Source organism: Dermacoccus sp. PAMC28757 (assembly GCF_014302635.1).
Taxonomy (GTDB): Bacteria; Actinomycetota; Actinomycetes; order Actinomycetales; family Dermatophilaceae; genus Dermacoccus; species Dermacoccus abyssi.
In genome coordinates, this window is the sequence record NZ_CP060292.1 from 2,649,532 (window position 1) to 2,667,609 (window position 18,078).

General features: G+C 70.1%; 12 protein-coding genes and 1 riboswitch. Of the genes, 5 read left to right on the plus strand and 7 right to left on the minus strand.

From position 1 onward, the window contains the following. Positions 1–39 precede the first annotated feature (39 nt). Together recA and H7F30_RS12575 are read right to left on the minus strand one after the other, a co-directional pair. Positions 40–1,092, minus strand: coding sequence for a recombinase RecA (gene recA / locus H7F30_RS12570; RefSeq protein ID WP_370448511.1), 1,053 nt, complete (start codon positions 1,090–1,092; stop codon positions 40–42). A gap of 284 nt (positions 1,093–1,376) precedes the next feature. Continuing rightward, complete coding sequence (locus tag H7F30_RS12575; protein ID WP_319803854.1) at positions 1,377–1,634, minus strand: DUF3046 domain-containing protein; 258 nt, start codon at positions 1,632–1,634, stop codon at positions 1,377–1,379. Positions 1,635–1,721: 87 nt separating this feature from the next. Here H7F30_RS12575 and H7F30_RS12580 point away from each other — a divergent pair, with 87 nt between their 5' ends. The 3 genes from H7F30_RS12580 to H7F30_RS12590 all read left to right on the plus strand — a co-directional run bounded on the left by H7F30_RS12580 (position 1,722) and on the right by H7F30_RS12590 (position 8,192). Then, complete coding sequence (locus H7F30_RS12580; RefSeq protein WP_129662952.1) at positions 1,722–2,612, plus strand: SDR family NAD(P)-dependent oxidoreductase; 891 nt, start codon at positions 1,722–1,724, stop codon at positions 2,610–2,612. Next, positions 2,609–3,160: a carboxymuconolactone decarboxylase family protein gene (locus H7F30_RS12585; RefSeq protein ID WP_129663232.1), complete on the plus strand. Its 552-nt coding sequence runs from the start codon at positions 2,609–2,611 to the stop codon at positions 3,158–3,160. The genes H7F30_RS12580 and H7F30_RS12585 overlap by 4 nt, the downstream gene beginning before the upstream one ends. A gap of 82 nt (positions 3,161–3,242) precedes the next feature. Further along, a complete protein-coding gene (locus H7F30_RS12590) occupies positions 3,243–8,192 on the plus strand; it encodes a DEAD/DEAH box helicase (RefSeq protein ID WP_129662950.1) in 4,950 nt (1,649 codons plus the stop codon). A 76-nt stretch (positions 8,193–8,268) separates the two neighbouring features. On the opposite strand, the gene H7F30_RS12595 is transcribed toward H7F30_RS12590, so the two are convergent. The 4 genes from H7F30_RS12595 to rimO form a co-directional block, all read right to left on the minus strand. Continuing rightward, entirely contained in the window at positions 8,269–8,562 is a 294-nt protein-coding gene (locus H7F30_RS12595; RefSeq protein ID WP_047311399.1) for a helix-turn-helix domain-containing protein, read from the minus strand. A 90-nt stretch (positions 8,563–8,652) separates the two neighbouring features. Then, positions 8,653–9,180: a CinA family protein gene (locus tag H7F30_RS12600; protein ID WP_129662948.1), complete on the minus strand. Its 528-nt coding sequence runs from the start codon at positions 9,178–9,180 to the stop codon at positions 8,653–8,655. After that, the gene (pgsA, locus tag H7F30_RS12605) at positions 9,177–9,800 is read right to left on the minus strand and encodes a CDP-diacylglycerol--glycerol-3-phosphate 3-phosphatidyltransferase (RefSeq protein ID WP_129662946.1); all 624 of its coding nucleotides are present in this window, start codon (positions 9,798–9,800) and stop codon (positions 9,177–9,179) included. Before pgsA ends, H7F30_RS12600 begins: the two co-directional genes overlap by 4 nt. A 5-nt stretch (positions 9,801–9,805) precedes the next feature. Beyond that, positions 9,806–11,272: a 30S ribosomal protein S12 methylthiotransferase RimO gene (gene rimO, locus H7F30_RS12610; RefSeq protein ID WP_129662944.1), complete on the minus strand. Its 1,467-nt coding sequence runs from the start codon at positions 11,270–11,272 to the stop codon at positions 9,806–9,808. A 69-nt stretch (positions 11,273–11,341) separates the two neighbouring features. On the opposite strand from rimO, the gene H7F30_RS12615 reads away from it, so the two are divergent. Beyond that, positions 11,342–12,946 carry a MauE/DoxX family redox-associated membrane protein gene (locus H7F30_RS12615; protein WP_187035485.1) on the plus strand — a complete coding sequence of 535 codons (1,605 nt, stop codon included), beginning with the start codon at positions 11,342–11,344 and terminating at the stop codon, positions 12,944–12,946. Positions 12,947–13,063: 117 nt separating this feature from the next. On the opposite strand, the gene H7F30_RS12620 is transcribed toward H7F30_RS12615, so the two are convergent. Further along, positions 13,064–15,808, minus strand: a complete 2,745-nt coding sequence (locus H7F30_RS12620) for a DNA translocase FtsK (protein ID WP_187038052.1) — start codon at positions 15,806–15,808, stop codon at positions 13,064–13,066. Between the two features lie 389 nt (positions 15,809–16,197). After that, positions 16,198–16,310: riboswitch (SAM riboswitch) on the plus strand. Between the two features lie 45 nt (positions 16,311–16,355). On the opposite strand from H7F30_RS12620, the gene H7F30_RS12625 reads away from it, so the two are divergent. Beyond that, positions 16,356–17,744, plus strand: a complete 1,389-nt coding sequence (locus H7F30_RS12625; RefSeq protein ID WP_187035487.1) for an aminotransferase class V-fold PLP-dependent enzyme — start codon at positions 16,356–16,358, stop codon at positions 17,742–17,744. Positions 17,745–18,078: the final 334 nt, after the last annotated feature.

Sequence of the window (18,078 nt, forward strand, 5' to 3'; positions counted from 1 at the left end):
TCGGCGCGCGCCGGGTTACCGGTCGCGCGCCGGCGTCGATCAGAAGTCGACCGCAACCTCGGCGTCGATCGGCGCATCCGGATCGAGAACGCCTGCCGTGTCCTCGGCGTCCGGGTCGACGAGGATGCCCAGCTTCCGCTTGATCTTCAGCTCGAGCTCGTCGGTGAGCTGCGGGTTGTCCTTGAGGAAGTTGCGGGCGTTCTCCTTGCCCTGACCGAGCTGGTCTCCTTCGTACGTGTACCAAGCACCGGACTTGCGCACGAAGCCCTGCTCGACACCCATGTCGATGAGACCACCCTCACGGGAGATGCCCTGGCCGTAGAGGATGTCGAACTCGGCCTGCTTGAACGGCGGAGCGACCTTGTTCTTGACGATCTTGGCGCGGGTGCGGTTACCCACGGGCTCCGAACCGTCCTTGAGCGTTTCGATGCGGCGCACGTCGATGCGAACCGAGGCGTAGAACTTGAGCGCCTTACCACCGGTGGTCGTCTCCGGGGAGCCGAACATGACACCGATCTTCTCGCGCAGCTGGTTGATGAAGATCGCCGTCGTGCCGGTGGAGTTGAGCGCACCCGTGATCTTGCGCAGTGCCTGGGACATGAGGCGCGCCTGCAGACCGACGTGGCTGTCGCCCATCTCGCCCTCGATCTCGGCGCGGGGCACGAGTGCGGCGACCGAGTCGATGACGATGATGTCGAGCGAACCGGAGCGGATGAGCATGTCGGCGATCTCGAGCGCCTGCTCACCGGTGTCGGGCTGGCTGACGAGGAGCGAGTCGGTGTCGACGCCCAGCTTGCGGGCGTACTCCGGGTCGAGCGCGTGCTCGGCGTCGATGAAGGCGGCGATGCCGCCGGACTTCTGGGCGTTGGCCACGGCGTGCAGCGCGACGGTCGTCTTACCGGACGATTCCGGGCCGTAGATCTCCACGACACGACCACGCGGAAGACCGCCGATACCGAGCGCGACGTCGAGCGCGATCGAGCTGGTCGGGATGACCTCGATGGGCGGGCGCACGTCCTCACCGAGGCGCATGATCGAGCCCTTGCCGTGAGCCTTCTCGATCTGAGCCATCACGGTGTCGAGCGACTTCATCTTGTCGCCGCCTGGGGAAGTGGTGGGAGCCTGGGACTTGGCCATGGCGTTCTCCTTCGTCGAATCGTGGATGAGCGCGCCTACAGACGATCGAGCCCTCGGTCCACGTGCGGGTGACCTGGTGTCGAATCAGACGCTAGAGGCGAACACCGACAACCCCGCAATGGCAGCCCACGCACGTTGTGGACGGGGGTTCCCCGGCGTCGCATCTGTGGATGACGATACACGAAAGTTAGAACACGCGTTCGATCACGTGCAGCGTGGCGTGGCGGGAGGCGTCCCGGCTACTCGAAGGGGCGCTCGACGATGGGGAGATCCTCACCCAGACGGCGCGACTCCGGCACCTCGAAGGCGTCGCACACGGCCTCCCACACGCGGCGCGCGGGTACCCCCTCGGCGAGCGCCTCGTTCGCGGTGCGCCCGCCGAGGTCGGTGAGCACGTGGCTCGAAGCGACCATCGGGCCGTAGGCATCACCGAACTCGCCGAGCATCAGACGATTGAACTCACTCTCACGCACTCCCCCAGACTCTCCCGCCCGCACTCGGTTCGCCAAACGAGCGCTTTGCCTGACGGCCGACCTCCCCGACTCCGCGGACGCGCCACGTCCCTGCGTGCCAGGGTGGAGAACATGCTGGAACGTACGCCCGCCCATGTCCGCCCCGGAACCCGAGTGCTCGTCACCGGCGCTGCACGTGGCATCGGAGCCGCGCTGGCCACGCAACTCGCCTCCCACGGCGCACGTGTCGCCTTCACCGGTATCGAGCCCGACGCGCTCGAAGCGGCTGCTTCGGCCGCCGACAGCCCTTCGTACGCACTCGATGTCAGCGACCGTGACGCCGTCGACGAGGTCGTCGATCGCGTCGCAGCCGACTTCGGCGGCCTCGACGTCGTCGTCGCGAACGCCGGCATCGCACGGCAACTGCCGATGACGGGCGGCGACCCGAGTGTCATGGAGCGCATGCTCGAGGTCAACACCCTCGGCGCGTACTACACGGCCCGCGCGGCCGCGCGACACGTGGCGCACCTCGGCGGCTACCTCCTCATGACGTCCTCGCTCGCGGCGGCGGTGCACCTACCGTTGCTCGGTGCATACTCGGCGTCGAAGGCGGCCGTCGAGGCGGTCGGCGACACCCTACGCATCGAACTGCGCCCCGACGGAGCCCGCGTCGGCGTCGCCTACTTCGCCGAACTCGACACAGAGATGACCTCCCGCGGGTTCGACACGGGAGCAGCGCACGCCCTGCTCGGGTCCCGGGGCACGTTGAGTGGCCTCGGCTCCCTGCCCCAGGCCGTCGACCGCATCGAACGCGGTATCGCCCGCCGTTCTCGCACCGTCTGCGCCCCGGCGTGGGTGCGCCCTGTCGTCCCGCTGCGTCATTTGGCCCAGCGTGCCGTCGAGTTGCGGGGCTTTCCCAACCTGCGCGAAGCCCTCGAGCTGGCCCGCAGCGAGGACGCCCCGTGGACGACTCCGCAGCCCGACGGCAGGCCGAGCGCACGTCACGGGGAGCACGCACGATGACGGCGCGCATCGCACCCGGCGGCCGTCGCGAGATCGGAGCCGTCGCCTGGCTGGGCTCGCGGATCGCGGGTCGGGTCACAGGAACCGAGCCACCGGCCTTCATCACGACGCTCGGGCGGGGACGGCGGCAGTTCTGGGGGTGGCTCGCGTTCGCCGGTTCACTCATGCCCTTCGGCACGCTGACGCGGCGCGAGAGCGAGTCGGTCATCCTGCGCGTCGCGGCCGTCACTGGGTGCGCCTACGAGAGCGCCCACCACCGTCACCTCGGCGAGCGCGCGGGCTTGAACGCGGCCCAGGTCGACGACGCCAACGACACGGGCGACCTCAGCCCGGCGCTGTGGAGCGAGCGGGAACTCACAGTGCTCGCAGCCGCGGACGAGGTGGCCCGCACGGGTGACCTCACCGACGCGACCTGGCAGCGAGTGCGCGGTCAGCTCAGTGAGCGCGAGGCCATCGAACTCGTCCAGCTCACCAACCACTACGTCATGCTCGCCACGACGCTGCGTGTGCTGCGCGTCGAACCGGATGCGCCCCGACGCACGGCGTGATTGAGAGCCCACCGACGCCGGTGGCGCTTCGGGTAAACACCGCGACGACGGGGTTGTCGGCGGCTCGTGGGAGGCTGCCGTCATGAGCAGTTCCGTCGTCGAGCGCTTCTCCCCTGCCACGCGTGAGTGGTTCACGGGAACGTTCGGCGAGCCCACTCCCGCGCAGGAGGGCGCGTGGGAATCCATCAGTGAAGGTCGGCACACGCTCGTCGTCGCCCCGACCGGTTCGGGCAAAACCCTCAGTGCGTTCCTCTGGGCGCTCGATCGGCTCGCGAGCACGCCACGCCCCGACGACGTCGACCGTCGCTGCCGAGTGCTCTACGTCTCGCCGATGAAGGCCCTCGCCGTCGACGTGGAGCGCAACCTGCGCTCACCGCTCGTCGGCATCAGGCACGCCAGCACGCGCCTCGGCCTCGAGGAGCCGGATCTCGGCGTCGCCGTCCGCTCGGGCGACACGACGCCGGCGGAGCGCCGCGCGTTCGCGTCGCGCTCGGCGGACGTTCTCATCACGACGCCGGAATCGCTGTTCCTCCTCCTCACGAGTAGCGCCCGCGAGCGCCTGCGGGGCGTCGAGTACGTCATCGTCGACGAGATCCACGCCGTCGCCGGCACCAAACGCGGAGCGCACCTCGCCGTGACGCTCGAGCGGCTCGATGCGTTGCTCGACTCTCCGGCGCAGCGCATCGGGTTGTCGGCGACGGTCAGCCCGGTGAGCGAGGTGGAGCGCTTCCTCGCGGGCGGCCGCCCGGTCACGACGGTGCAGCCGCCCAGCACGAAGAACTGGGAGCTCGACGTCGTCGTGCCCGTGGAGGACATGGCCGACCTCGCGACGACGCCCACACCGGACGCCGAGGCCTCGTACGACGATCACGCGCCCGAAGCGACGGCCTCCATCTGGCCTCACGTGGAGGAGCGCATCGTCGACCTCGTGGCCTCGCACACCTCGACACTGGTGTTCGCCAACTCTCGGCGCCTCGCCGAACGCCTCACGGCGAGACTCAACGAGATCTGGAGCGAACGCCTCGAGGCGGCCGAGGCCGAGCGTGCCACGAGCGCAGGGGAATCCGAGGGCCCCGGTGACCCCGCAGACGCGCACGAGCCGGAAGCCGACGCTGATTCCGGGGAGTTCATGCACGGGTACGACGCCCGGGCGAGCAAGCCGGCCGCCCAACTCATCGGTGGGGCCGGCACGAGCCGAGGCGCTCCGGCGGTCCTGGCCCGCGCGCACCACGGCTCCGTGAGCAAGGACGTGCGCGCCGACATCGAGACCGAACTCAAGGCCGGGCGCCTGCCGGCCGTCGTCGCCACGAGTTCGCTGGAACTCGGCATCGACATGGGCGCCATCGACCTCGTCGTCCAGGTGGAGTCGCCGCCGAGCGTGGCGAGCGGCCTGCAGCGCATCGGACGCGCGGGCCACCAGGTGGGTGCGACGAGCCACGGTGTGCTCTTCCCGAAGTACCGTGGCGACCTCCTCTCGGCAGCCGTCGTGGTCGAGCGCATGCGCTCGGGTGAGATCGAGCCTCTCCGGGTGCCGAGCAACCCCCTCGACGTCCTCGCCCAGCAGGTCGTCGCCATGGTGGCGATGGACGACGTCCCCCGCGCCGATCTGCTCGCGCTCATGCAGCGCAGCGCGCCGTTCGCCTCGCTCACCTCCGGGGTGCTCGACTCCGTCCTCGACATGCTGTCCGGCCTCTACCCGAGCGACTCGTTCCGCGAGCTGCGCGCACGCATCGTGTGGGATCGCACCGACGACGTCCTGCGCTCACGCCCGGGCGCCCAACGTCTCGCGGTCACGTCCGGCGGCACGATTCCCGACCGTGGGCTGTACGGAGTCTTCCTCGCGGGCGGTGACGGCCCCGGCCGTCGCGTCGGTGAGCTCGACGAGGAGATGGTCTACGAGAGCCGCGTCGGCGACGTCTTCACGCTCGGCACGAGCACGTGGCGCATCGAGGACATCACGCGCGACCAGGTGCTCGTGACGCCGGCTCCGGGTCAGGCGGCGCGCCTGCCGTTCTGGAAGGGCGACTCCCTCGGTCGTCCGCTTGAACTGGGACGAGCCATCGGTGCGTTCGCCCGCGAACTCGGCGACCTCGACGACGCCGCAGCCACCGCCCGGGCTCGCGCCGTCGGTCTCGACGACCTCGCCTCCCGCAACCTCGTCACGTACCTGCGCGAGCAGCAGGAGTCGACCGGACGCCTTCCCAGCGACCGCACCATCGTCGTCGAACGCTTCCGCGACGAGATGGGCGACTGGCGGGTCGTCGTCCACTCCCCGTTCGGCGCAGCCATCCACGCGCCGTGGGCCCTCGTCGTGGGCGCGCGGATGCGCGAACGCTTCGGCGCCGACGTCCAGGCCATGCACACCGATGACGGTCTCGTCTTCCGGCTGCTCGACACCGAGGGCGACGACGACACCCTCACGGCGGCCTTGCTCGAAGCGATCGTGCTCGACCCCGACGAGATCACCGCCCGCGTCACCGACGAGGTGGGCGGCACCGCGCTGTTCGCCTCCCGCTTCCGGGAGTGCGCCGCCCGGGCGCTTCTGCTCCCGCGTCAGAACCCGGGACGCCGCCAGGCGCTGTGGCAGCAACGCCAGCGGGCCGCCCAGCTCCTCGAGGTGGCGAGCGACTATCCGAGCTTTCCCATCGTGCTCGAGGCCGTGCGCGAGGTCCTCCAGGACGTCTACGACGTGCCGGGCCTCGTCGAGCTCATGCGCTCGGTGGAGCGCCGCGCCATCCAGGTGGTGCACACCGAGACGACGTCACCCAGTCCGTACGCCAAGGCCATGCTGTTCAGCTACGTGGCCCAGTTCCTCTACGAGGGCGACTCGCCGCTCGCCGAACGCCGCGCCGCCGCGCTGTCCCTCGACCCGGAGTTGCTCGCCGACCTGCTCGGCTCGGCCGGTGGCCTGTCGATCGCGGAACTGCTCGACCCCGACGTCGTCCGTCGCCACGAACGCCGACTGCAACTGCTCGATCCGAGCCGCGGGATGCGTCACGCGGAAGACCTCGCGGACGCATTGCGCACCCTCGGCCCGTTGACGCTCGACGAGATCGTTGCGCGCTCGGGGCGTCACGACTCCGCTGACGATGATTCCGGGAGCCGGGATCCCGGGGAACCTGATGCCTCACCGGACAGCGATGCCGCCCCGAATCTGAGTTCCGACGAGTGCCGTGCCTGGTGGAACGCCCTCGTCGGTGAGCGCCGCGCCATCGAGGTTCGGTGGGGCTCTCGGACGAGGCTCGCAGCCGTCGAGGACGCAGCTCGCTTGCGCGACGCACTCGGAGTCGCCCTGCCGCCCGGCGTCCCACAGGCCTTCCTCGAGCCCGGCGACACGCCCCTCGACGATCTGCTCACGCGGTACGCCGCGTGCCACGCACCGTTCACGGCGCAGCAGGCGGCCGAGGCCTTCGCCCTCGGGGTGTCCGTCGTCGCAAACGCCCTCACGCGCCTCACACGAGCCGGACGCCTCACGCACGGCGCCCTGCTGCCCGACGCGCTGGGCGGCGGCGACGTCTCCGGCGAATACTGCGACAACGCCGTCCTGCGTTCCCTGCGTCGGCTGTCCCTCGCGGCTCTTCGCGCCGAGATCGAACCGGTGTCCGCCGCGCAGTACGCCCGGTTCCTGCCCCGCTGGCAGCAGGTTGGCGACACGTTGCGCGGTGCCGACGGCGTGCTGGCCGCGCTCGAACCCCTGCTCGGTGTGCCCATGCCGGCGTCCGCGATCGAGAGCCTCGTCCTGCCCGCACGAGTTCGCGGCTACCGGCCCGCCGACCTCGACGAACTGCTCGCCTCTGGTGAACTGCTCTGGCAGGGCCACGGCAGTATCTCGGCCGACGACGGATGGATCAGTTTCCACACGCCCGACTCGGCACCGTTGACGCTTCGGTCGGGCGCCGGCGACGCACCGGCCGGCGATTCAGTCGATGCTCACGCTCCTGCGTCGCGCGCCCACGACGAGACCACCGATCACACCGAAGCGCACACCACCGACACTGACACCACCACGAGCCACGAGACCGCTGTCGCTGCGCAGCGCGTCACGTCGCGCTCGGTGCGCGACGTCCTCGCCCGCGGCGGAAGTCACCTGTTCCGTGACATCGCGGGAGCTCTCGGATCACACGATGACACCGCCGTCGCGACAGCCCTCTGGCAACTCGTGTGGGAGGGCGCCGCGAGCGGTGACACCTTCGCGCCGGTTCGGGCCCTGCTCAGCGGCGGCACCAGTGCCCACAAGCCGCGGGTTCCGAGTAACCGCGGTTCTCGGTACGCGCGCCTGCGTGGCCCGTCGCTCTCCACCCGCTCGCGACCGAGCGCCGCCGGTCTCGCGACGGGTCGTGGACCGGCGCACGGCGCGGGCCGGTGGCGGCTCCTGCCGGAGGCCCACGACGACCTCACCGAGCGCACGTTCATGGCTGCTGAACTCCTGCTCGTCCGACACGGGGTCGTCACGCGCGGCGCCGTCGTGGACGAAGAAATACCCGGCGGGTTCTCCGCCGTCTACCGGGTGCTCGCCGGCGCCGAGGAGCGTGGCCTCGTGCGCCGCGGTTACTTCGTCGAGGGCCTCGGGGCGTCCCAGTTCGGTGCCGCCGTCGCCGTCGACTCGCTGCGTGCCACGCGAGCGCCCGAGCCCGATCCGTGGGGTCGACGCGAACCGGAGATCCTCGTGCTCGCTGCCTGCGATCCCGCCAACCCGTTCGGCGCGGCCCTGCCGTGGCCGGCCGCCCAGGATGCTCACGCCGGGCATCGTCCTGGCCGTAAGGCGGGTGCCCTCGTCGTCATCGCCGACGGCGAGCTCGTCACCTATCTCGAACGTGGCGGTCGAACCGCCCTCACGTGGCCGGCTGACGACGCCGCCTGGGCACCCGTAGCCCACGCCCTCGCCGACCTCGTGACGCGTGGTGCGCTCTCGTCGCTCACCGTGCGCACGGTCAACGGCCTCACCGCCCTCGGCAACGAGGCTCCCCTCGTCGCGGCGCTGCTGGAGGCGGGCTTCCATTCCTCACCCCAGGGCATCCGCAAACGCCGCTGACGTTCCGCGGTCCGAGCATGACGAAGGCCCGCCACCCGCTCGAAGCGGGTGACGGGCCTCGTCCTGGCGTGATGCGTCAGGCGGCGCGGGCCACCGCGTCACGCTGCGGGTGCAGCACGACGGGGGCGCTGGCCTTCTCCGCGGCCTGAACGCTCGCGGCGACGAGCGACAGCGTCTCGGACATGGGCAGCTCGAGAGCCTCGCAAACCGCAGCGAGCAGCTCCGAGGAGGCTTCCTTCTCGCCGCGCTCGATCTCGCTGAGGTATCCGAGCGAGATGCGGGCCGTCTTCGAAACCTCGCGCAGGGTGCGCCCCTGTGCGCGGCGCTGCTGGCGCAGCACGTCACCGAGCTGTTCGCGAAGCAAGATCATGCTTTCCTCCTGGCGACGGCGCATCGGTGCGCGCGATTGGCGATGTCAGGTTCCAACATAGCGCTGAGGGGTGACAACCCCAACGGGTGTTCACCGCGTGTGGTCGAGCGCCATCTGCCAGGCCGCCCAGGCGGCTGCCCGACGGATCTCGGCGCGATCCCCCACGAACTGAAACCTGTCGACATGGCAACGCCCTCGCTCACCCGAAGATTCCCCGGAGAACGCGACGGCGACGTAACAGGTTCCGACGTCCTGGCCGTCCTGGATGGCGGGTCCTGCGACGCCAGTGGTGGCCACGGCGAGGTCTGCCGCGAAGAGGCGTACGGCACCGTGAGCCATCTCGAGAGCGACGTCGGCGTCGACAGCACCGCGCTCACGCAGCAGGTCCGCATCGACGCCGAGCACCGCGGCCTTGGTGGGCGTCGCGTAGGTCGCGGCTCCCCCGCGCAGCACGGCGCTGGCGCCGGGAACGTCGGCGATACCCGCGCTCACGAGGCCGGCGGTGAGGGACTCGGCCGTGGCGATCGTCAGGCCACGGTCACGCAGCTGCTCGACGAGACGCGTCGCGAGATCGGCCGAGTCGTTCTCGGTCACGGCGCGTCGGTCCTGCTCGCTCATGACTGCGTCGAGCGCGCCCGCGCCGTCCGGGCGCTCTCACGTCGCAGCTTGGCGGCGCGGAAGAAGTAGTCGATGCCTGTCGCGACGGTGACGACGATGGCGGCCGCCATGACGACCCATGCCCCGATGTGGCCCCAGTCCGGAAGCGGCAGGACGAAGAGCCCGGCGGCGAGCGCCTGCAGGGCTGTCTTCAGCTTGCCGCCGTGACTCGCGGGCATCACGCCGTGACGGATGACGACGAAGCGCAGCGCGGTGATGGCGAGCTCGCGGGCGAGCACGACGATCGTGGCCCACCACGGCAGCACGTCGATGATCGACAGCCCGATGAAGGCCATGCCCATGAGCGCCTTGTCGGCGATCGGGTCCATGAGCTTGCCGAACTCGGTCTCGAGGCCGCGGGATCGGGCGATCTGGCCGTCGATGCGGTCGGTGATCGAGGCGACGACGAACAGGACGAACGCGATGATGCGGTAGGTGGTGTTCTCACCGCCGTCGGCGAGCAGGAACCAGGCGAAGAACGGTACGAGGGCGATACGGCCCATCGTGAGAACGTTCGCGAGGTTCCAGGTGCTGACGGGCTTGCGCGCCGCGGTGGGCGTCTCGGTCTCGTGATCGCTCATCCGCTTCACCGCACCTCGGCGACGAGGTCGATGCCTTCGGTGGCGACGACCTCGACGCTCACCATGTCGCCGGTGGCGAGGGGGCGCTCGTCGCTCGTCTCGACGTAGGTGACGCCGTCGACGTCGGGGCCCTGCTGTCCGGCGCGGCCGACGAAGCGCAGTTCGCCGTCCTCGTCCTCCGCCTCGACGAGGACGTCGAGGCGTTCTCCGACGCGCTCCTCGGCTCGCTGGAGGTTGAGTTCCTCGGTGAGCGTACGGAAGTGCTCGAGGCGGGCTTCGATCTCGTCCGTGGGTAGCTTGTCCGCGTAGCTCTCGGCCTCGGTGCCGTCCTCATCGGAGTAACCGAAGACACCGACGACGTCGAGACGCGCGGCGACGAGGAACTGCTCGAGTTCCTCGAGATCCTTCTCGGTCTCGCCGGGGAAGCCGACGATGACGTTCGAGCGGATGCCGGCGTTCGGCGTGCGGCGGCGCACGTCGTCGAGGAGCGTGAGGAACGACTCGCGGTCACCGAAGCGGCGCATCGTGCGCAGGAGCGGCCCGGAGGCGTGCTGGAAGGAGATGTCGTAGTACGGCGCGACGCCGGGCGTGTTCGCCATGACGTCGAGCAGGTCGGGTCGGATTTCCGCAGGCTGCAGGTACGACACACGCACACGCTCGATGCCGTCGATGGCGGTGAGTTCGGGAAGCATGGTGTCGAGCAGACGCAGGTCGCCGAGGTCCTTGCCGTACGACGTCGAGTTCTCCGAGACGAGGAAGACCTCCTTGACGTCGTGCTCCGCGAGCCAACGCGCTTCGGCGAGAACGTCGGAGGGACGGCGGGACAGGAACGCGCCGCGGAAGGCCGGGATGGCGCAGAACGCGCACCGTCGGTCGCAACCGCTCGCGATTTTGAGCGGGGCCCACGGGCGACCGTCGAGGCGGGCGCGGATGACGCGCGGCGTACTGACGGGCGAGGCGACTTCCACGTCGGAGGGCTCGAGCGTCGGAGCGTCGCCGTGGCCAGGCAGCGCGAGGCCGGAGGCTCCCTCCTGACGCTTGGCCGGCGAGATCGGCAGTAACTTACGACGGTCCCCTGGCGTGTGGGCCTCCGGCTTGTGGCCGTTGAGCACGGCAGTGAGGTGGGAGCTCATGTCGGAGTAGGAGTCGAAGCCGAGCACGGCGTCCGCCTCGGGAAGCTGCTCCGCGAGCTGGTTGCCGTAACGCTCGGCGAGGCAGCCGACGGCGACGACGGCCTGCGTGCGGCCCGAATCCTTGAGGTCGTTCGCCTCGAGGAGAGCGTCGATGGAGTCCTTCTTCGCCTGCTCGACGAAGCCACACGTGTTCACGACGGCGACGTCGGCCTGAGCGGCGTCGTCGACGAGGGTCCAGCCCTCGGCCGAGAGGCGACCGGCCAGTTCCTCGGAGTCGACCTCGTTCCGTGCGCACCCGAGGGTGACGACGGCGACGCTTCGTGAGGGGGCGGAAGTCATGGCACCGAGTGTAGTGGCGCACCGTCACCGCGCCCGACGACGCGCGGGGTGCCACCTATGCTGAGCGCTGTGTATGACGCGCCACTGACCACTGCTCCGTTGCTCCTGTCGCTCGTACTCGCAGCCTCGGGGGTGGCCAAGCTCGTGGACCGCGAGACGGTCGGTGAAGCGTTTGTCAGCCTGCGTCTTCCCGGCGTGCTGACTCGGCTGAAGGCACCCACGCTGCTGCCGTTCGCGGAACTAATGCTCGCGTTGGCACTTCTCGTGACGTCAGGAGCGCTCGCCGTCGTCGTCGCCCTCGTCGCGCTCGCGGTGTTCGTCGCGTACCTCGTCGTCATCGTGCGAGCTCTGGGCTTCGACGAGCCGGTGACCTGCTCGTGCTTCGGCAAGCTGGGTCTCGGGACGGTCGACCGTTTCACCGCCGTGCGCAACGCGGTGCTCGTCGCCCTGGCGCTCGTCACGCTCTACGACGCGACACGCGGGCGCAGCGTCGTGTCGCGGTTCGCCGACTTCGACGGCGAGGCCTGGGCCTGGCTCCTCGCCGTGCTCGTCGGCATCATGCTCACGTGGCTCATCGCGGGGCACCGCGGCGGGCAGGAAGCATTTGCGCCCAGCGACGCGGGCGACGACTATGTGCGTCAACCCGTCCCCTACGCCGTGCTGCGCACCCGCGAGGACGCCGGCGTCACCCTGCGCGAGATGGCCTACAGCAACCCTGTCCTCCTGCTCCTCGTCTCGCCGCACTGCGGTTCGTGCCTCCCCGTGATCGAGCGGGCCCGTACGTGGCAGCACAAGCACGAGAACCTGCGCACCGTCATCGTGCTGAGCGGCGATCCGGACGAACCCACCGGACTGCAGGACGAAGGCGACTTCGACGTGATGTTCGACCCGTCCTTCGAGATCGGCCGCCTGTTCGCAGGCGGCAACCCGACCGCCGTCCTGCTGGGCGCCGACGGAATGCTCGCCGGCGGTCCGGTGAGCGGCAAGGGCAACGTCCTGGGGCTCCTCGACGAGATCAGCGAAGAACTGTCGGCCGTCGAACAGCCTGCGGCCGATGACGACGCGGCCGCTGAGGACGCTCCCGACGCGTCTGTGACGCAGACGTCCCTCGAGACGCCGCCAGCCCGCGCGACACCGGCTCCCGTGGTCCAGTCATCCCCCGCTCCCGCCGTCGACGACGCTGCCGACCTCCCGGTGACCGACACCGATGTGGCCGAGACCCAAGACGTCGTCGAAGACGACGAGTACGTCACGCGCCCGACGCCCTACGCGCTGTTCACCGACGGCACCGGCACGAAGGTCTCGCTCATGGACATCGGCCGGGCCGGGCCGACCGTGTTGCTCTACGTCAGCACCGGATGCGGGTCGTGCAAGGAGGTACTGAACTCCGTCGCCACGTGGCAGGCCTCGCTGCGCGGCGTTCCCATCTTCTGCATCGTCGGCCACGAGGCCGAGGTCGAGCGGCTGGCGCCGTACGGCATCGAACCGAACCGCGCGCTCATCGACGAGCCGCGCGCCGTCGCGACGATGATGCGCCTCGGCACGCCATCGCTGTTCGCCATCGGTCCCGACGAGCACCTCCTCGCCGGCCCGGTGAGCGGCCAGGTCGACATCACGGCAACGATGGAGGCGATCATCGGCGAGGTCAGGGCGGTGCGCCCCGAGGACGCCTGACGACCAAGCTGACGGCACGCCCGTCTGAGGCGAGACGGGCCACGCCCCGCGAAGCAGACAGAACGACGGCGCCGCACCTCTCGGGTGCGGCGCCGTCGTCGTTGCCTCTGTTCTCCGTCAGCGGCCGTTCTGCGTCAGTTCCCAGGCGTCCTCGGAGCCGTCGCCGCCGTCGTGACCGTCGTAGTACTGCTCGCCCGGTTCGTCGAGATCGCCCTGCGCCTGGGCGACGAGGTCGACCGGACCGCCGTCGGCGCCGCTGGCCACGGCATCGTCCGGAACGTCCTCGCCCTTGAGCAGCGCGAGCGTCATGGGGAGGTCGTCGGGCTTGACGAGGACGTCGCGCGCCTTCGACCCCTCGGACGGGCCGACGATGGCTCGCGACTCGAGCAGGTCCATGAGGCGACCGGCCTTGGCGAAGCCGACGCGCAGCTTGCGCTGCAGCATCGAGGTCGAACCGAACTGCGTCGTGATGACGAGCTCGGCCGCCTGCAGCAACACGTCGAGGTCGTCACCGATGTCCTCGTCGATCTCCTTCTTGGGCGCCGTCTGCTGAACGTCCTCGCGGTAGTTGGGCGCGAGCTGAGCCTTGACGTGCGCGACGACGCCGTGGATCTCCGACTCGTTGACCCACGCGCCCTGCACACGCATCGGCTTGCTCGCGCCCATCGGCAGGAAGAGCGCGTCACCCTGACCGAGGAGCTTCTCGGCGCCGGGCTGGTCGAGCACGACGCGGCTGTCGGCGAGCGACGACGTCGCGAACGCCAGACGCGACGGCACGTTGGCCTTGATGATGCCGGTGACGACGTCGACCGACGGGCGCTGCGTCGCGAGGATGAGGTGGATACCGGCGGCACGCGCGAGCTGCGTGATGCGCTGGATCGAGGCCTCGACGTCACGCGGCGCGACGAGCATGAGGTCCGCCAACTCGTCGACGACGACGAGGAGGTACGGGTACGGCGCGAGCTTGCGCTTGCTGTCCGGCGGGAGGGTCACCTTGCCCGCACGCACGGCCTTGTTGAACTCGTCGATGTGCTTGTAGCCGAACGCGGCGAGGTCGTCGTAGCGCGCGTCCATCTCGCGCACGACCCACTCGAGAGCCTCGGCGGCCTTCTTCGGGTTCGTGATGATCGGCGTGATGAGGTGCGGGATGCCCTCGTACGCCGTCAGCTCGACGCGCTTGGGGTCGACGAGCACCATGCGCACCTCTTCGGGCGTGGCCCGCATGAGGAGTGAGGTGATCATCGAGTTGACGAAGCTCGACTTACCGGCACCGGTGGCACCGGCGACGAGCATGTGTGGCATCTTCGCGAGGTTGGCCACGACGTAGCCACCCTCGACGTCCTTACCGACACCCATGACCATCGGGTGGTGATTGTTGCGGGCCGCCTGGCTGCGCAGCACGTCACCGAGGCTGACAAGTTCCTTGTCGGCGTTCGGGATCTCGATACCGATGGCCTTCTTGCCCGGGATGGGCGACAGGATGCGCACGTCGGCGCTGGCCACGGCGTAGGCGATGTTCTTGCTCAGACCCGTGACGCGGTCGACCTTGACGCCGGGGCCGAGCTCGACCTCGTAACGCGTGACCGTCGGGCCGCGGGTGAAACCGGAGACGACGGCGTCGATGCCGAACTGGTCGAGCACCTCGGTGAGCGCGTCGACGACGCGGTCGTTCGCGGCCGAACGCTCCTTGGGCGGCGTGCCCTCCTCGAGGAGGGTCGACTCGGGCAGCGTGTACGTGATGTCGCCGGCGAGGGCGAGCTGCTCGACGCGCTGTGGGAGCTGCTCCGTCGGCTGAGCCTCGACCTGACGTTGAGGCACCTCGGCGGCCGGGCGCTGCGCCGTCTCCTGGCGGGCTGCGGCGGCCTTGGGCGATTCGCCCGGACGCTGCTTGGAGCCACCGGCCGTCTCGACGGTGGCGGTGTCGGCCTCGTCCGTGGTGGCCGGGCGTGACGTGGTCGCACGCGAGCCGCGGGCCCGAGCCAGGGCTGCCGCGCCGGCCGACGTGGCGCGCTCGCCCTCGTCGGCGGAGCCGTCCGCCGGGTCGCCGCCTTCGATCGTGTCGATGTCGTAGATCTGCTGCTCGCCGCGCTGACGACCGAGGGTCTTGCGCGAGCCACGCCCGCGACCGTGCGGACCGCGGCCGACGACCTCTGCTGCCTGCTCGTACGGCTCGTCGCCGTGGTGCACGTCGGCGGCGCGGCGGGGTGCTCCGCCGCGCGCACGGTTGCCGATGTCGGCGCCGTGCAGGTCGTCGGCGACGGCGTCGCGCTGGGCGTAGTCGCGCTCCTCGGTCGGAGCGTGACCGCCGAAGATCGTGGCCTCAACCTCACTCAGACGCTGAGGGATGCGGTTGACCGGCGTGCGCGTCAGCACGAGGAAACCGAAGAACGACACGAGGCCGAGGATGACGCCGGCGCCCCAGAGCGTCAGGCCTGCGGCCAGCGGGCCGCCGGAGATGACGCCGAGCACTCCGCCGGCGTCACGCACGGCGTCGACGTCACCCGCGGCCGGGCGTCCGCCGACGAGGTGAGCGATACCGGTGGAGCCGAGGGCGAGGATGCCGAGTCCGATCGACATGCGGTGGGTGGGCTGGTGGCCGCGCGGGTGGCGGAACATGTGCAAACCCATGCCGATGAACACGACAGGCAGGACGTAGGCGATGACGCCGAACGTTCCCGCGGCGACGGCGTGGACGATGTCACCGAACATGCCGGGTAGGTTCCACCACTCGCGCGCCGCGACAACGATGCCGAGGGCGAGGAGGAAGAAGCCGATGCCGTCGCGACGGTGCTCCGGCTCGAGTTCGGCGGCGCTGGCGCCGACACGACGCACGGCGCCTCCGGCGACGTGGGAAACCCCCATCCAGGCGCCACGAGCGGCACGGCTGGAGGCCGACGGGCCCTGCTGAGCCGAGCTCGAACCGCGCCCCTTGCCGGGCGCGCTCTTGGAGGGCGCCTGCTTGCGGGGCGCGTTCTTCGCCGGGGTGGTGCGGGCGCGCGAGGAGGTGGTGCTCCGACTGTTCGGGGCACTCTTCTTCGCTACGAGAACGCTGTCGTTCGGGGGTGTTTTCCGTGTCGCCACCCGGCCAGATTACGGGAGAAGGCGCGCAGTTCTTCGGCCCCACGCCGGGGACCTCGCGACGATCTGGCGGCCCCGAGGGGCGGCGTGAACAGCGAGTCGCATCTCACCATCCGGGCGACCTCGGGCACATTCGTGGACGGTTCGAGGAGTCGCGTGTCACGGTGTTGCCCGGTCACGAGTTCCAGCGCACAGCCCCGGCTTGCTGGACGGCAACCCTCCACCGCGGTGGGGTGCTCCGGGTGACGACCTGGCTGCGTGCGACCGCACGCAGCAAGTGCGGGTTCGCGACGCTTCTCGTCGGGCGGACCCCTGACGAAGGAGTCTCCTCATGAGTTCTGTCCTTTCGACGCTCGCTGCGACCCGTCAGCCGAAGTCGTTGTCCGCTTCCCTCTCTGCTGTTCGGGCGAACGCCCGGGCCACCCCTGCAACCGTCTCGGACGGCGTCGGTGTGCCGACCTTGCACCACACGGTTGTCGAGTTCGCGAACCTCGATCACGGTGCCACTGCTCCGGCCCTCGTGGGCGTTGCCGAGGCTGCGGAGCGCATCCTGCGCACCTACGGCTCGGTTCATCGCGGGGCGGGGTACGCCTCGCGCCTGACGACCGGCTGGTTCGAGGAGGCGCGTTCGGAGGTGGCGCACTTCGTCGGTCTCGGCGAGGACAGCCACGTCGTCTTCACGCGCAACACCACGGATGCGCTGGCTCTGCTCGCCCACGTCCTGCCCGACAACGCTCAGGTCTTCGTCTTCGAATCCGTGCACCACGCGGCGCTCCTCCCCTGGCCCGCCGAGCGCACGACGCGACTGTCGGTGCCGTCCTCCCCCGAGGCTGCGATCGCCACCGTCGACGCCGCGCTCTCCCGCTTCCGCGCGACGTCGGATGCTCCCGCGCTCGTCGTCATCACGGGTGCGTGCAACGTGACCGGGGAGATCTGGCCGATCGGTGAACTGGCCGCCGTCGCGCGCTCCCACGGGGCACGGTCGGTCGTCGATGCGGCGCAGCTGGCTCCGCACCGCGTCATCGACGTCGCCGCGTGGGGTGTCGACTACGTCGCGTTCTCGGGCCACAAGATGTATGCGCCGTACGGAGCCGGCGTTCTCGCGGGTCGCGCCGACTGGCTGGATGCGGCCGATCCGTACCTTCCGGCCGGCGGTGCGAGCAAGCGGGTGACAACGGACGACGTCGAGTGGTCCGAAGGCCCGGCACGGCACGAGGGCGGCACGCCGAACGCCGTCGGCGCGATAGCTCTCGCGGCGGCCGCGGCGAAGCTGCGCGCTCACCGTCACGCGATCGAGAACCACGAGCACCGCGTTCACGGCATCATCCGCGACGGCTTGAGCGCGCTGCCAGGTGTGGAGATTCTTCACGTGCTCGGCTCCGACGAGGAGCCTGTCGACGGTGTCGGCGTCACGACGTTCACGGTCGACGGGTACGATCCGACGCTCGTGGCTCAGGTGCTCGCGGACGAGCACGGCATTGCGGTGCGCGACGGCCGCTTCTGTGCGCATCTGCTGTGTGACGAGCGGCTCGGCAAGGGCGCGACGGCGGTGCGCGCCTCCATCGGCCTCGCGACGACGGTGGAGCATGCGCACCGTCTCGTCGCAGCGGTGCGTGCGCTCGTGGAGCGCGGCCCGGCGTTCGAGTACGTGCACACGCCGGGCATCGGCTGGGCACCGGTGGGTGACGAGCGGGATCTGAGCGAGCCCCGCCCCTGGTGACGGACAGCTCGGGCCGCCGGTTCTGGGGACCGGCGGCCCGAGTCATTCGCAACGGCATTGCCTAGGGGACGCCCGGAAGGTCATGGGGAAAGGCACCAACGCGTCCGGCAGACAGGACCCACTGTCCGACTTCTACGTGACCACCACGAGGGCACCCGGGCTCGGAGTCAGAAATCTCGGCGGCCACGGGCCGGTGACAGCCATACGAAAGCCGCCCACCCCGAGAAGTGGACGGCCGTGTGTCGCACCGAGACAGGCCCGCCAGGGCCTGGCCGGAAGACGCGCCGAACAATGCAGCGGTGTGGTTTCACGCGCAGGGAAGGCCGAGCTTGCG

Excerpts from the sequence above, each read along its gene's own strand:
- recA (WP_370448511.1), bottom strand. The coding sequence starts at position 1,092 with ATGAAGTCGCTCGACACCGTGATGGCTCAGATCGAGAAGGCTCACGGC.
- H7F30_RS12580 (WP_129662952.1), top strand. The coding sequence starts at position 1,722 with ATGCTGGAACGTACGCCCGCCCATGTCCGCCCCGGAACCCGAGTGCTC.
- H7F30_RS12585 (WP_129663232.1), top strand. The coding sequence starts at position 2,609 with ATGACGGCGCGCATCGCACCCGGCGGCCGTCGCGAGATCGGAGCCGTC.
- H7F30_RS12590 (WP_129662950.1), top strand. The coding sequence starts at position 3,243 with ATGAGCAGTTCCGTCGTCGAGCGCTTCTCCCCTGCCACGCGTGAGTGG.
- H7F30_RS12595 (WP_047311399.1), bottom strand. The coding sequence starts at position 8,562 with ATGATCTTGCTTCGCGAACAGCTCGGTGACGTGCTGCGCCAGCAGCGC.
- H7F30_RS12600 (WP_129662948.1), bottom strand. The coding sequence starts at position 9,180 with ATGAGCGAGCAGGACCGACGCGCCGTGACCGAGAACGACTCGGCCGAT.
- pgsA (WP_129662946.1), bottom strand. The coding sequence starts at position 9,800 with ATGAGCGATCACGAGACCGAGACGCCCACCGCGGCGCGCAAGCCCGTC.
- rimO (WP_129662944.1), bottom strand. The coding sequence starts at position 11,272 with ATGACTTCCGCCCCCTCACGAAGCGTCGCCGTCGTCACCCTCGGGTGC.
- H7F30_RS12620 (WP_187038052.1), bottom strand. The coding sequence starts at position 15,808 with ATGGGGGTTTCCCACGTCGCCGGAGGCGCCGTGCGTCGTGTCGGCGCC.
- H7F30_RS12625 (WP_187035487.1), top strand. The coding sequence starts at position 16,356 with ATGAGTTCTGTCCTTTCGACGCTCGCTGCGACCCGTCAGCCGAAGTCG.